At 64.9% G+C, this 12,849-nt stretch carries 16 protein-coding genes; all 16 read right to left on the bottom strand.

From position 1 onward, the window contains the following. Window positions 1-316: 316 nt before the first annotated feature. Window positions 317-553 carry a hypothetical protein gene (locus AC3RCM_RS12035; protein ID WP_064493396.1) on the bottom strand — a complete coding sequence of 79 codons (237 nt, stop codon included), beginning with the start codon at window positions 551-553 and terminating at the stop codon, window positions 317-319. A 68-nt stretch (window positions 554-621) separates the two neighbouring features. Continuing rightward, window positions 622-1,470, bottom strand: coding sequence for a CsgG/HfaB family protein (locus AC3RCM_RS12030; protein WP_104887727.1), 849 nt, complete (start codon window positions 1,468-1,470; stop codon window positions 622-624). A gap of 34 nt (window positions 1,471-1,504) precedes the next feature. After that, the gene (locus tag AC3RCM_RS12025) at window positions 1,505-1,918 is read right to left on the bottom strand and encodes a curli assembly protein CsgF (protein WP_003247970.1); all 414 of its coding nucleotides are present in this window, start codon (window positions 1,916-1,918) and stop codon (window positions 1,505-1,507) included. Continuing rightward, entirely contained in the window at window positions 1,915-2,316 is a 402-nt protein-coding gene (csgE, locus tag AC3RCM_RS12020; protein ID WP_010954337.1) for a curli production assembly/transport protein CsgE, read from the bottom strand. Before csgE ends, AC3RCM_RS12025 begins: the two co-directional genes overlap by 4 nt. Then, window positions 2,313-2,840 carry a type II secretion system protein gene (locus AC3RCM_RS12015; RefSeq protein ID WP_064493394.1) on the bottom strand — a complete coding sequence of 176 codons (528 nt, stop codon included), beginning with the start codon at window positions 2,838-2,840 and terminating at the stop codon, window positions 2,313-2,315. The genes csgE and AC3RCM_RS12015 overlap by 4 nt, the downstream gene beginning before the upstream one ends. Then, window positions 2,815-3,189: a type II secretion system protein gene (locus AC3RCM_RS12010; protein WP_003247965.1), complete on the bottom strand. Its 375-nt coding sequence runs from the start codon at window positions 3,187-3,189 to the stop codon at window positions 2,815-2,817. Before AC3RCM_RS12010 ends, AC3RCM_RS12015 begins: the two co-directional genes overlap by 26 nt. A 5-nt stretch (window positions 3,190-3,194) precedes the next feature. Beyond that, entirely contained in the window at window positions 3,195-3,674 is a 480-nt protein-coding gene (locus tag AC3RCM_RS12005) for a type II secretion system protein (protein ID WP_492629636.1), read from the bottom strand. After that, the gene (locus tag AC3RCM_RS12000) at window positions 3,671-5,536 is read right to left on the bottom strand and encodes a secretin GspD/PilQ domain-containing protein (RefSeq protein WP_010954341.1); all 1,866 of its coding nucleotides are present in this window, start codon (window positions 5,534-5,536) and stop codon (window positions 3,671-3,673) included. The genes AC3RCM_RS12005 and AC3RCM_RS12000 overlap by 4 nt, the downstream gene beginning before the upstream one ends. Further along, on the bottom strand, window positions 5,533-6,039 hold the full coding sequence (locus AC3RCM_RS11995; protein WP_409322194.1) for a hypothetical protein: 507 nt from the start codon (window positions 6,037-6,039) through the stop codon (window positions 5,533-5,535). The genes AC3RCM_RS12000 and AC3RCM_RS11995 overlap by 4 nt, the downstream gene beginning before the upstream one ends. Beyond that, complete coding sequence (locus AC3RCM_RS11990; protein WP_104961534.1) at window positions 6,039-6,602, bottom strand: GspMb/PilO family protein; 564 nt, start codon at window positions 6,600-6,602, stop codon at window positions 6,039-6,041. The genes AC3RCM_RS11995 and AC3RCM_RS11990 overlap by 1 nt, the downstream gene beginning before the upstream one ends. Next, complete coding sequence (locus AC3RCM_RS11985; RefSeq protein ID WP_064493392.1) at window positions 6,589-7,131, bottom strand: hypothetical protein; 543 nt, start codon at window positions 7,129-7,131, stop codon at window positions 6,589-6,591. The genes AC3RCM_RS11990 and AC3RCM_RS11985 overlap by 14 nt, the downstream gene beginning before the upstream one ends. Before the next feature lies 1 nt (window position 7,132). Beyond that, window positions 7,133-7,912 (bottom strand): hypothetical protein, encoded by a 780-nt coding sequence (locus AC3RCM_RS11980; RefSeq protein ID WP_492629635.1) that lies wholly within the window; start codon window positions 7,910-7,912, stop codon window positions 7,133-7,135. After that, on the bottom strand, window positions 7,896-9,569 hold the full coding sequence (locus tag AC3RCM_RS11975; RefSeq protein WP_064493391.1) for a GspE/PulE family protein: 1,674 nt from the start codon (window positions 9,567-9,569) through the stop codon (window positions 7,896-7,898). The genes AC3RCM_RS11980 and AC3RCM_RS11975 overlap by 17 nt, the downstream gene beginning before the upstream one ends. A gap of 183 nt (window positions 9,570-9,752) precedes the next feature. Then, window positions 9,753-10,286 (bottom strand): response regulator, encoded by a 534-nt coding sequence (locus AC3RCM_RS11970; RefSeq protein WP_492629634.1) that lies wholly within the window; start codon window positions 10,284-10,286, stop codon window positions 9,753-9,755. A gap of 249 nt (window positions 10,287-10,535) precedes the next feature. Beyond that, window positions 10,536-11,177, bottom strand: a complete 642-nt coding sequence (locus AC3RCM_RS11965) for a SurA N-terminal domain-containing protein (RefSeq protein WP_104887731.1) — start codon at window positions 11,175-11,177, stop codon at window positions 10,536-10,538. 12 nt (window positions 11,178-11,189) lie between these two features. Then, on the bottom strand, window positions 11,190-12,680 hold the full coding sequence (locus AC3RCM_RS11960; protein ID WP_198748244.1) for a cytochrome c/ABC transporter substrate-binding protein: 1,491 nt from the start codon (window positions 12,678-12,680) through the stop codon (window positions 11,190-11,192). Window positions 12,681-12,849: the final 169 nt, after the last annotated feature.

The raw sequence follows: 12,849 nt of genomic DNA, 5'->3' as shown, positions 1-12,849 counted from the left end.
GCTTCGCCGGTGCGATCCACCGCGTCGCCTGCTTCGCGGGCTTGCCCGCTCCCACAGGGTTCGCACCAAGCCTGAGGACTGCGCTGTACCTGTGGGAGTGGGCGGGAGAAATGGCTGGCCGTCATCTGGTAGTGGATGGATTGGGGTGTAGCTGGCCAGGTTACTTGAAGCTGGCGCAATCCCTGTGGAAGCTGGCTTGCCAGGGTTCGCACCAACCCTGAGGACTGCGCTGTACCTGTGGGAGCGGGCGAGCCCGCGAAGAGGCCCTCGAGGTCAATCAGGGATATCGATCGCTATCACCAATACCCAAGCCCCGTCAGGTACTCGACGCCGCCTTCCGCCCAGCCAGCTGCTGCCTCTCAACCCCATCCAGCAACGCCTCCACCACCGCCTTGGCCGAATCCAACCCATGGTCATTGCTCAACAACAGATCACGGCAGGTGCCCTTGGCCAGTTCCAGCGCCTTGAGGTTGGTCGCAAACGCCCCTTTCAGCAGCGTGGACAGCTGCACCAGCGCATCTTCGTAATCCACGCCCGAACGAACGGCGAACAACGGTGGATGGCTGCATTATCGCGACACAAAGCCCACACATCGACCTCGCAGGTGCCGTTGAATCTGCTTCAAGGCTGCAGATTCTGGCTCAAGAACTTGTCCACCGTGGCCTTGCCATCAGCTGGATCCCCCGCCACCTGCCACAGCCGCCGCTCGATCCCCTGCGCCAGCAAATGCCCCACCGCCGCTTCGATCGCCGACAGCACGCACAACTGCGCCGGTTCATTGGTGGTATACCCCACCTCGGCTTCCAGCAGTTTCTTGAACTCGATGAACTTGAACACCCCGGCACTGCGCCCTACCGAGTAGATGGTCTTGCTGGTCATCACGTTGGCCAGCACCTGCCCGGTGCGCACGTCCACGGCGCGCAGGTTGACGGTGACCTGGTCCACACGGTACTCGCGAGAGATGTCGATCCCCAGGTAGCGGGCGCCCTCGCCGCCGCTGCGCACGTTGGTGTCGTAGGCGATGATGCCGCCTTCGAGCATCAGGTTGGCGGCCTGCAACGGTGGTAGCTCGCCCATGATGTTTTCCGCCACATCAGGCTTTTTCTGCGATGCACGGATTATCTTGCGTTCGGTCAACAGGTTCTGCAGCCCTTCACGCTCCAGCACCACGAACCAGCCGCTGGCACTCAGGGCGTCCATCAACATGCTGGCCGCGCCTTGGGTGACGCTGGTGGAGAACGAGCTGGCCGGGGTGGGCTTGTACTGCCCGGTCTGGTCGCGGAAGCCGTACACCACGGCCATCAGCCGGCCTTTGGGGCGTGGCATGTTGATCAGGTCGTAGTAGGTCGAGGCCCTTGGGGTCAGGGTCGGGGTTTCCGAGTCCTGTTCAGCGGGCATCGGTTCGCGCAGGCCACAACCTTGCAGGCCCAGGGCGGTGATGATCAGCAGCGTGCTCAGCAGACGTTTCATGGTGTTCTCTCCCCAACATAAAAGCCCTTCCCTCTCAGGGGTTCAGGCCGCTGACCTCAATGATCGAAATTTCTCCTGTGGCACGATCGGTGACCTTGATGCTCAAGGCCCCGGAATCGTCGATGACGTCGATGAGAAACGCATCGGTCGCCATGCTGCCGGTGTTGCCGTTGCTGATGTTGTCCAGCAACTGCGACAACATCCGCGACTCCAGCTGGTTGCTGAAGCGCTCAAGGGCTGTGGTGCCGGTAAAGGCCGAGGCACGGTCCTTGAGGTCCGGGTCGTCGTAGTCGTTCTGCGCCTGGGCGTTGTTCAGCAGCCAGGTGCCGTTCAACGGGTTGCCGCCAAAGGCCGGGTTGACCGGGGTGTACACCAGCTCGGTGGCCTGGGCAGCACAGGCGCTGGCCAGCAGGCAGGCGGCAATGCAACGTGGAATGCGGTGGTTCATAGCTCGTCCCTCTCCAAGTCGGTGGTGTCCTGTAGCAGGCGTTGCAGCTTGCGTTGAATGATCTGCTGCTTGACCAGGTCGGCGGCGGCGACGGCCTCGTCTTTGAGCTCGGTGGTGTTCGGTGGCAGGAAGCGGCGGTACACCACTTCACGCTCGAACTCCACCGTCACCAGGCTGCCCCAGCGGGCATCGGGGCGTTCGCGTACCACCAGGTTGAAGTCCAGACGGCTGGTGGCACGCAGGCGGTCGGCGAAGTAGTAGTAAAAGTCGTGGCCGATGTGCGAGATGGTGTTGTCGACGATAAAGCCCTGCATCTCGTCTTCAGCACCCGCCCTGGCGCAGGTGGTCACCCCTGCCATCAGCAGCAGGCCCAGGCACAGCGCAGCCAGGCGCTTCATGGTGTGTCTCCCGGGCCTGCATTCGTCTGCACACCGCGTGCACTTTCGGTAAAGGCCTGCTCGGCGACGAACTGCCAGTCGCTGTAGTGCTCCATCCCCTCGAACCCGCTCCATTCGGCGCTGAAGCCACTGCGCTTAAAGGGGGTGGCGTCTGAACGGCTGTACACCCCGGTGATACGGCCGTCGATCGAGCGCAGCAGGCCCCATTCGTCGCTGTTGCTGATCGGGTCAGGGTAAAGCCTGCGAATGTGCCGTTTGGCCTGCGGGTAGCGGTTGTCCTGCAGCAGGTCGGCCAGATCCTGGGGGTACTGGGCCAGCCCTGGCGAGGCGCGGTAGTAGCTGCGCAAGGCCTGGGCATACTGGCTACCGACCCACAGCAACTGGCGTTCGCGGTCGCGCTGGGCGGCGCTCGCCCAGATCGTGCCGGTGGCCGCCAAGGCCACGCTGCTGACCGCAATCAGCAGCAGCACACCCAGGTAGGTAAAGCCGCCGTTGGCCTTACCACTCAGCGAAGAGGCTGCCATCACGCGCCCTCCCTGTGGCACCGCTCTTGATGTCGGCCACGCCGCCAGCCACACCCTCGGGCGGCGGCACCAGCTGCCAGGCATCGCTGCGCTCGGTGATCGGGTCGACCGGTGTGTTGCGCAGGTAACGTTGTTCCACCAGTTGTTCCAGCGAATCGGGGTAGTGGCCGGTATCACCGTAGTAGTGGTCCAGCGCCTCGCGCAGCACTGCCAGGCTCTGACGCAGGGTGGCCTCGCGCGAGCTTTCCAGGCTGTTGAAGTAGCGCGGCATGGCGATGGTCATCAGCGTGGCGATGATCGCCATCACCACCAGCAGTTCGATCAGGGTGAAGCCTTTGCTGCGTTTCATGGCTGTCACCATTGCCCGTAAGGGATATTGTTCAGGCCTTTGCCGCGGGCCCTGGAATACACGTCGAACACGTCTTCGCCGTCGCGCGGGTTGTCGGGGCTGCTGTCGTAGGCGCGCAGGCCCCAGCCGCCTTCGTCTCCATCCTTTGCCGCCACCAGCGGGTCGTGCGGGATGCGCCGCAGGAAGTAGAACTTGGCGCCCTTGGCACTGCGCACATCGCGCACGCCCTCTACCAGCACCTGCAGGTTCGGCGGGTAGCCACTGCTGTCCACGCGCTTCTCGATGTAGCCGGCGTCGAAGGCCCGCTTGTAGGCATCGATGGCGTCGCGAATCTGGTACAGCGCCTCGCGCAGTTGCTGCTCCTTGCCGCGGCGTACCACCGTTTCGGTCAGCGGCGCGGCCATGCTGGCGAGCAACCCGAGCAGTGCCAGGGTCAGCACCACCTCGATCAGGCTGAAGCCGTGCATGCGACGCCGGGCGCTCATGGCCGGGGGCTCCCGTTGACCGGGGCGACCGCCATCTGGCTGTCCACGACCGGTTCTTCAGTGGTCGGCGCATTACCAGGTACGTCCATCGGCGGCAGTGGCGCCATCTGGCGCACCTGCATGGCCGACTCGGTGCCCGTGGAAAACTCCATGTCCGACGGGCTCTGGTACGGCAGGTTACGCACGATGCGCGGGGTGATCGCCAGCACCAGCTCACTCTTGCTCATGTCGTCCTTGTTGCTGCCGAACAGCCGGCCCAGGCCCGGGATGTCGCCAAGGCCGGGAATCTTGTTGCCACTGGCGTTGTGGTCGTTGCGCACCAGGCCGGCCAGCACCTGGGTTTCGCCGTCGTGCAGGCGCAGGCTGGTCTGCGCGTTGCGGGTGTCGACCTGGACCGGGATGGTGCCCTGGCGGGTGGCCTCCAGCGGGGTGGCGTTGCTGACCTCGAGCGCCACCTTGATCGCCACTTCGTTGTTCAGGTGCACGGTGGGCTGCACTTCTAGCTTCAGGCCGACGTCCAGGTAGGTGACGCTCTCGGTAATGACCGGCCCTTGGGTCGACGGCACCGAGGTGGCGCTGATGATCGGTACCCGCTGGCCGATGTGGATGCGCGCCTGCTCGCGGTTGCTGACGCGGATCACCGGGCTGGCCAGGGTGTTGATGTCCTTGTCCTGGGCGTTGATCTTGGCCTGCGGCGCAGGCGCAATGCTGATGCGGCTGGAGTTGATGCCCTTGAGCTGGTCGAGCACGCTGACCGGGTTGCCATCGTCGCTCAGCACGCCAAAGGTGTTGGGCCATTGCAGGCCAAGGTCGAGGATGCGCGAGGTGGCCACCTCCATCACCTCCACTTCCAGCACCACCTCGGGGTTGGACTGGTCCTGCGACTGCAGCAGCTTCTCGGCCATGCGCACCGCGTCCGAAGTGTCGCGCATGGTCAGGGTGTTGAGGCGCTCGTCAACGAACACGTCGCGGGTCTTGAGCATGGTCTTGACCATGTTCAACGCGGTGTTGGCGTCGATGCTGGTCAGGTAGAACGTGCGCATGACCAGTTCCTGGTAGTCCTTGGTCTTCTGCGGCGAATCGGGGTAGACCATGACGGTGTTGTCGTTGACGATCTTCTGGCGCAGCTGGTTTTGTTCCAGCAGCAGCGCTATCGCGTCCTCGATGCGCACCTCGCGCACGAAGATGGTGGCTTTCATGTCCGGGCGCAGGTCCTTGTCGAAGATGAAGTTGATGCCGGCCACCTGCGACAGCACTTCGAAGATGGTCTTCAGGTTGGCATCGCGAAACTCCAGGGTGACCGGCCGCTCGAGCTTGCTGCGCAATTGCGGGTACGGCTGCGCGGTGCGTGCCTGCACGTTTTCGATGTCGCTGCGCAGGGTCATGCCCTTCTGGTTCTGCGGGTCCAGACGCAAGACTTCGCGCATGTAGCGTTCGGCCCCGAACAGGTCGCCCTGGCGCAGCGCCGCCTGGCCAAGCGCTATGCGTTCGTCCAGGGTGCGGATCAGCTCCAGCTGGCGAATGCCTTCCTGGGCGCGGCGGTTGTTCGGCTCCAGGGTGAGCACCCGGCCATAGCCCATCCGGGCATTGGCGAAGTCATGACGGACGCGGTCGCTGTCGGCCTGGCCAATCAGGGCCTCGACCGCCGCCTGGCGGCTGTGGGCCAGGGCGATATTCAGCTCCGTATCACGCGGGTCGTCGCGCAGGGCCTCTTCCAGGCGAGCGATGCCGGCCTCGTACTGGCCCTCTTTCATCAACTGGTCGCTGTCCTGGCGAACCGCACTGGAGCCGCAACCGGCAATGGCCACGCACAGCGCCACGAGCAGAAACGGAGCAGGCTTGCACAGCTTTGACGACTTCATGGTGCGCTCCCGACAGACAAGGTCTGCGACTGGTGCAAAGGCAGGTAGACCAGGTTCAGCTCGTTGGCCGATACCCGATCGAGGCGATAGGTGTCTTCGATCACGTCGCCTTGGCGCACGACGTAGAGTTTTTCGCCGCTCTGCAGGAAGACCTGCAGGTCGTCGCGGTCACCCATGCGGCCGATGAACTGGAAAGGCAGTTCCGGGGCCGTCGGGGCCGCGGCGACGACAGGTGCGATCATCACGGGTTGTTCGGTGACCGTGGCCAGGGTTTTGGGTTGGGTCCATTGCTGGGTTGGGAACAGGTCGCGGGAGGCCTGTTCTAGCCCTTTCGCGGGCAAGCCCGCGCCTACAATGGACGCAGCGCTTTCTGTTGTAGTAGCGGGTTTACCCGCGAAGGCCGCGACGCCATCGTCCTGGCCAAACCAATGGTCCGGTGCCCAGGCCAGCGCCGCGCTCACGCCGAGGAAGCCGGCCCAGATGACTGCACGTTGTGTGTTCATCACGACCTCGACAGATAAAGGGTCATGCGCAGGCGGGCATTGAGCTCGCTGTCGCCGATGCGCTTGCGTTGCAGCTCAAGGTCTTCCAGCACCAGCGTCGGCAGTTGCTTGAGCAGGCCCTTGATAAAGCCACGAATCTGCGGGTAGCTGCCGCGCACTGGCAGCACGATCTGGTAGCGGGCCAGCTCGGTCTTGGGGTCGATACCCAACGCGTATTCACCGCGGGCCAGGCTGATGCGCTCGGCGCTGGCCAGACGGTACAGACGCTCGATCAACTCGCTGGCCTGGGGCTGACCGGGCAGTTGCTGGCGCAGGCTGTCGAGGGCCTGCTGCTCGGGCTGGACCGCAATCTTCAGCTCACCCCGCTTGACACGCCCTACCTGTTCGCTGGCCTGCGCTTCGGTGGCACGCAGTTCGCGTACGCTTTGCCATTGCGGCAGCACGCCGGCACACCCCACGCCAATGGCGAGCAGGCCTACGGCTACGGCTGCCAGGCCTACCGGGCCGACAACGCGCAAGCGCTCCTGGAGGATCAGGCTGCTGAACGATTCAAGGGCGCGCATGGCCGGTCTCCCAGGTGGCGGTGAGGGTGAAGCGCACCGGGTGCTCGGGCCGCGCAGCGAGCACCTCGTGGTTGAGCAGCGACACGTCGCTGAGCTCGTCGCTGGCTTCCAGGCGCTGGTGGTACTGCAGCATCGCTTCGAGGTTGCGCGCCTCGGCGGCAATGCGCACCTGGCCCTTGCGCGCATCCGGCGTCAGGCCGAGCAGCGCGACGTCGTCCTGCGGCATGGCTTCAAGCATGGCGAACAGTTGCTGCCAAGGGCGTTGCAGTTGCTGCGACACACTGCGCATTTGTGCCAGGCGCTCAGCCTGCTCCCGGCTGGCAGCGCTGTTCTTGGGTTGTGCGACGGCCGGGCGGCGGCCCAGTTGCAGTTCCAGGTTATGGACGCTGGCTTCCAGCGCCACTTGCTCGGTCTGCAAGCGTTGCTGCAGCAGCACCAGCCCGGCGACCATGGCGCTGGCAAGGACGAGCAGCGACCAAACCAACGGGCCGCTGCGCCGTGGCTGGAATTCCAGGTCGAGGCGGCGCATGTCAGGCCACCGCCCGCCACATGGCGCACAGCGGGTCGGCTTCGCTGGCCGGCTGGCACAATTGCACCGCCGCCAGTTGCGGCACGTCGCAGCGGCCTGGGGCATGCAGGTACACCCGCGGCAGGTGCTCGCCGTACAGCTCACAGGTACGCTCGATCAGTGCCTGCAGGGCCTGGTCGCTGTCAGCGCAGCCTTGCGCCAGCACTTGCTGCCAGGCACCGCCGGCGGCCAGTAGCAATACACTGCGACGCGGCTCGGCCAGCACGAACAGGAAGTCACCCTGCTCCAGCTGTGACCAGCAACGGTTGTAGGCAGCCATCAGGTATGGCTGCACCGAGCGCAGGCTCAGGCGGCTTTCCCGGCCCAGTGCCTGCAGCCGCTGCAGCAAGGCTTCGGGCAGCGCCGTGGCGATGCGGGCGGCACCGGCTGGCTCCGCTGACAGCACGATGCGCCAGTCGTCCAACGGCTGCCCGTAGAGGTTCTCGAAGCAAGCGCGGGCATAGGCGTCCAGCTCGCGAGGGTGGCCGATGGCGTCACTCCAGGGCACCAGGCAGAAGCGGCTGTAGCGGGCCGACAGCAGCACCCGCAACTGGGCGCCACGTACCGCATGCTCGGCCAACAGCGCAGCAAGTGCATCGACGGCAGCTTCCCAGGTCGGTTGGGTGGCGTCGCTGCTGAACGCGCGGCTGCCCAGCCATTGGTGGTGATTCTTGTGCCAGCGACCCAGGCCGACACCCTCGGCGCCCAATACGGCGCAGTAACGGTCAGATGAATGTGACACGGTTGATCTCCTCAAGGGTGGTGCGGCCATCGCGGACCAGGTCCAGAGCCGAGGCCCGCAGCAGGCGCAGGCCGCGCTGGCAGGCAAGCGTCTTGATCTGCGCCAGCGGGCGGCGCTCCACGATCATTTGCCGCAGGTCATCATCCAGGTGAAGCAGTTCGGCAATGGCACTGCGGCCGCGGTAACCACTGCCACGGCAGTGGCCGCAGCCCTTGACGCGGACGAACGTCCAGCCGGCCACCCCCTCGCGGGTCAGGCCTGAGCCATACAGGGTGTCGTCATCGTGTTCGCAGGGCGTGGCGCAGTGCGGGCAGGCCAGCCGAATCAGGCGCTGGGCCAGTACCGCATTGAGCGCGGAAACGAAGCTGTAGGGGTCGACCTGCATCTGGCTGAAGCGGCCAATCACGTCGAACACGTTGTTGGCGTGGATGGTGGTGAACACCAGGTGACCGGTGAGTGCCGATTGCACGGCAATCTGGGCCGTGTCGGGGTCACGGATTTCGCCGACCAGGATCTTGTCCGGGTCGTGACGCAGGATCGAGCGCAGGCCGCGGGCGAAGGTCAGGCCCTTCTTCTCGTTGACCGGGATCTGCAGCACGCCGGGCAATTGATACTCGACCGGGTCCTCGATGGTGATGATCTTGTCCACGCCATGGTTGATCTCGCTGATCATGGCGTACAGGGTGGTGGTCTTGCCGCTGCCTGTAGGGCCGGTGACCAGGATCATGCCGTAGGGTTCTGCAGCCAATCGACGCAGGGCGCGCAAGGTCTCGTCGGCAAAGCCCAAGGCTTGCAGCTGCACGCCGCTGACCCGGTCGGACAAGTCCTGCTTGTCGAGCACCCGCAGCACGGCATCTTCACCGAAGATGCTAGGCATGATCGACACCCGGAAGTCGATTTGCCGGTCGCCCACGGCCACCTTGAAGCGGCCGTCCTGGGGCACGCGTTTTTCGCCGATGTCCAGCTCGGCCATGACCTTGATGCGCGAGATCACCTGGTCGGCGAAGGCGCTGCCACTGGCCTTGCCGGCACCGTTGAGCACGCCGTCGATGCGGTACTTGATGGTCAGGCCCTGGCCGGTCATGCCCAGGTGGATGTCGCTGGCGTGCAGCTTGAGGGCGTCGTACAGGGTGGAGTTGACCAGTTTGACCACGCGGCTCTGGTCTTCGCTGATACTGGCCAGCGACAGGCGTTGCAGCGGGTCTCCCTCGCTGCTGGCTTCGGCGTCGTGGTCAAGGGCATCGACTGCGTGGAAGCTTTCTTCATGACGGGCCAGGAAAGTGGCCAGGTCGGCGGCGTGGGCCAGGTAAAGCGGCGCGCCTTGCAGTACGTCGTCGATCCAGGCCAGGCGAGCGGGGTCGAAGGGGTCGGCGAACACGCCCAGCAGTTGGCCGCCTTGCTCGATCAGCACACATTCGCGCTTGATGCACTGGGCCAAGGCCAGCTTGTCGAAGCGTGGGGTGCTGGCCAGCAGGCTGTGGCTGTCGAGTACCGGGTAATGCAGGGTCAGGCCCAGGCGCTGGGTGAAGGTGTCGGGGGTGTCGCAGGCCAGGCGTTCCAGGCAGTCGAGCAGGCGCTCGTCAGTGGCTTGCAGACGGGCCTGGGCCAGCAGTTCGCGGGGGTAGGCGGAAATTTTTGCTGGGTTCTTCGCGGGCATGCCCGCTCCCACAGGTACATCACAGGTCTGTGGGCTGCATACATCCTGTGGGAGCGGGCATGCCCGCGAAGACGTCGGTGCAGGCTTTGCAGATTCCGGGGTTGCATCGAATGCTTCTGGCATGGCCTGCGACTCCGCTCAGGGGCGCGTCGCAGGCTGGCTCGGCCAGGGGTGCGGGCGCCGCTATTCCCCTGTGAGCAGTTGATCGTCGTCGGGCCCTGGTGGCTTGGCGCCGTTACGGCGGCGGTCGGCCAACACCCAGCTTCCATCGTACAACTGCAGGGGGAACGATTCGTTCCTGTTCTGGCGTCGTTCGACGAACCCTTCGGCCGGGTTGTCCGTGGCCCTGCGCCGGCGCTCGATGCCCAGCAGGTCGAAGATCGCACGCGCCAGCTCCATCAGTGGGAACGGCTTGAACAGGACGTGACTCACTCCGAGTTCGGCGGCCCGCTCACGCACCTCGACGGTGGGGTGGGCGGTGATCAGCACGAAGTGGCATTGCCTGTTCTTGCGTACAGCCTCCAGAACCTGAAAACCTTCCATGTCGGGCAAGCGGTAATCCAGCACAACTACTTGCGGTGCCAGGCTTTCAGCCTCTTCGATACCACTGGCACCGTTGTGGGCAACATGAACTTCCAGGCCCTGCGCCTGCAGATACGCTTGCAGGTTTTGCGCAAGAGTCTGTTCGTCATCGACTACCAATACTCTGTTCACCAAGGTCGACTCCCAAATACTGCCCGGTTCCCCGGTCTGCGAAGTACGCCCTTGTAGAGACTTGAGCAGGCTTCGTGCCAGGCGTGAATAGTCATGTTGCACCACTGTAAGCCACTGATTTTACTAAGGTGCCGGCCAGCAACCGACAGACGCTGAACAGGCACACCCAACCCGTTCCCCACAACCGGGGAAAATGATGGCACATTGCCAAACCTTAATTCCCCAGCATTGGGGGAAGCGCCCTCAACGGACTCAGTCGGCGATTTCCACTTTAGCGGACTCGCGCAAACGTTGGCGCACGGATTGGCGCGCCTGCGCCTCCCGCTGGCCGATGAGCGTTGCCCGAGCCAAGGCCAGGCCGTGTTCGCGTATGACCAATGGATTATCACTTTGGTTCTGCGCTCCTTGCAGTCTCTTCTGGTTGGCATCATAAAATGCCTCCACTTCGCCCTGGCTCGGCGCGTCGACTGCGCTGAGCAGGGCGTACACTTGCTGGGCCGCCATCTCATGCCGGGTGTATTCAGTGTACTGCGCCCTGTCGAAGCCCGCCTCTGCCAGTCGCCTTTCGAATAACGCCGGGCTGCCAAATGCCGCTTCGATCTCGCCAACCTGCGCCGACACTTGTTCATTGCTGACAGCAATACCTTGGCGTTGCGCTTCCTGCCACAACAGCTCCTTGTCGATCAGCTCGTCCAACGCCTGGTCGCGCAGGCGTTTATACAGGCCTGGATTGCGGATGCTGGTCACCGCCCTACCCTGGGCGTCCAGGTACTCGCTGAAGTAGCGTTCCAGGCGCATCAACCCGATCTCGACACCATTGACCCGCGCCGCCGGCACATCGGCCCAGCTCGCCCTGGTCAGCACCAGCAACAGGCAAAACCACACGATCCGCATGACAACCTCCGCTCAAGGGCTGGCCGGCACTGGCCGGTAGGGGGTGACCGAAGTAAAGCGTGGCCCGGGCAGGGCCACCGCCACCACATGGGCACCTGCCATGCCCTGGCGGCGACCAGGGCCAAAGCCCAGTGCCGGGGTCAGGCCGGTGGGCACATCGTGCAGGCCTTCGAGCGCAGCGATCAGTTGCTCGCGGCTGGCATCCCGACCAATCTGCTTCAGCGCTTCGCTCAGCAGGCGCAACGCGCACAGCGTATTGACCTGCAATGATGCCTGGCGCGGGTCCAGGCCCTGGCGCTGCTGCAGCCCGGCGAGCGTAGCCAGGCCTTGCTCGGTCCAGTCCTCAGGCACGTAGGGGTAGGCCAGAAACAGCCGCTGCGACCACTGCGCCGGCAAGCGCGCCACAGCGCCGGCTACCTGACTGGAAGCAGCGAACAGGTAGGGCTCGCGGCCGGCCACCTGCAACGCCGCCGCCAACTCGGCAAAGGCCTGGGCGCGGCCAAGGAAGACGATGCCCTGCCCGTCCACCGCCTGGCCGTCGAACGCCTGGATAGCGGGTGGCGCCCAGCCCTGCTGTCGTAAAAGCTCGCGCACCTGCTCGGCCAACGCGGCGTGTTCGTTACCGGCATACACCACATGTAATTCATCCGGGGCTATGCCCAGCGCCACACGGGCGTGCTCTGCCAGGCTCAGCAATTGCTCGGGCAAGCCGGGTAGCGGGTCGAAGACCTGTGCGCTGCCGCCGCTGCGCGGGGTGCTGCCAACCATCGGCACGTTCTGTGGCGCCAGCAAGGTCGTCAGGCGCTGGTCGAGCATGGGCGCCAATGGCGCGATCAGGGCGAATACCCGCTTTTGCTCGAGCAACTGTTGCAAGGCGCGTTCGGCACTGACCGGGTCGGAACCTGGGTCTAGTACGACCAGTTCCAGGCGCCGCCCGTGAATGCCGCCTTGCTGATTGAGTTGACCCACGCCGTCTTCCAGCACGGCGCGCACCACCTGCCCGGCTTCAGCCAGCGGACCGCTCGCGGGCAGCAGCGTGCCAAGGCGCAGCACGCCCTCCTCCACACCAGGGTCACGTTCTTCGGCCAAGCGTTTGAGATAGGCGGTGAGGTTGCGCTGGTCGGCCAAGGTCAACTCGAAGCGTGGCATGGCCGGGTCGAGGCGATTGCCAGCCGGGTCGATACCCTGCTGGATGGCCCGCGCCAGGCTGCTGTCGGTGTAGGCCGGGTAGCGGCGGCCGTTGGCCTCGCGCGGGCCCTGGCCGAGTGCCAGGCGTTGCCAGTCGAGGCCGGGGGGGCGAACACCGCCTTCGGCACGGCCACGGCCGTCGCTGCCATGGCAACTGGCGCAGGGCAGCACGCTGGCGGGGACTGTGATGTCGCTGGCGCCTACCCGGGCTTGCAATTGAGCGTCGCTACTGGAAACGCCCTCGCGGTAGAGGCGTTTGCCGGCTTGTTCGTGGTCGGTCAGGTCCAGGGCCAAGGCTGAGGTCGAAGTTGCCATGCCAAGCACGCAGGTGAGCCATATCGCAAGCCCTGTGGGAGCGGCCTTGCGTCGCGAAAGGGCTGCGAAGAAGCCCCGGCAGTGGCAGCTCAAGCGCAGAAAGAGGGGAGCGCTGCGCGCTACTTTCGCGACGCAAGGCCGCTCCCACAACAGCGGATGCCACAGAGGC

The organism is Pseudomonas sp. GW823-FHT05G12, assembly GCF_058795575.1.
Note: the sequence above shows the minus strand (reverse complement) of the source record. Positions and strands in the feature narration are given on the sequence as shown.

Bases quoted from the DNA above. Each gene is read 5' to 3' on its own strand.
- AC3RCM_RS12030 (WP_104887727.1), bottom strand. From the start codon at position 1,470: ATGAAACGTCTGCTGAGCACGCTGCTGATCATCACCGCCCTGGGCCTG.
- AC3RCM_RS12025 (WP_003247970.1), bottom strand. From the start codon at position 1,918: ATGAACCACCGCATTCCACGTTGCATTGCCGCCTGCCTGCTGGCCAGC.
- csgE (WP_010954337.1), bottom strand. From the start codon at position 2,316: ATGAAGCGCCTGGCTGCGCTGTGCCTGGGCCTGCTGCTGATGGCAGGG.
- AC3RCM_RS12015 (WP_064493394.1), bottom strand. From the start codon at position 2,840: ATGGCAGCCTCTTCGCTGAGTGGTAAGGCCAACGGCGGCTTTACCTAC.
- AC3RCM_RS12010 (WP_003247965.1), bottom strand. From the start codon at position 3,189: ATGAAACGCAGCAAAGGCTTCACCCTGATCGAACTGCTGGTGGTGATG.
- AC3RCM_RS12005 (WP_492629636.1), bottom strand. From the start codon at position 3,674: ATGAGCGCCCGGCGTCGCATGCACGGCTTCAGCCTGATCGAGGTGGTG.
- AC3RCM_RS12000 (WP_010954341.1), bottom strand. From the start codon at position 5,536: ATGAAGTCGTCAAAGCTGTGCAAGCCTGCTCCGTTTCTGCTCGTGGCG.
- AC3RCM_RS11995 (WP_409322194.1), bottom strand. From the start codon at position 6,039: ATGAACACACAACGTGCAGTCATCTGGGCCGGCTTCCTCGGCGTGAGC.
- AC3RCM_RS11990 (WP_104961534.1), bottom strand. From the start codon at position 6,602: ATGCGCGCCCTTGAATCGTTCAGCAGCCTGATCCTCCAGGAGCGCTTG.
- AC3RCM_RS11985 (WP_064493392.1), bottom strand. From the start codon at position 7,131: ATGCGCCGCCTCGACCTGGAATTCCAGCCACGGCGCAGCGGCCCGTTG.
- AC3RCM_RS11975 (WP_064493391.1), bottom strand. From the start codon at position 9,569: ATGCCCGCGAAGAACCCAGCAAAAATTTCCGCCTACCCCCGCGAACTG.
- AC3RCM_RS11965 (WP_104887731.1), bottom strand. From the start codon at position 11,177: ATGCGGATCGTGTGGTTTTGCCTGTTGCTGGTGCTGACCAGGGCGAGC.
- AC3RCM_RS11960 (WP_198748244.1), bottom strand. From the start codon at position 12,680: ATGGCAACTTCGACCTCAGCCTTGGCCCTGGACCTGACCGACCACGAA.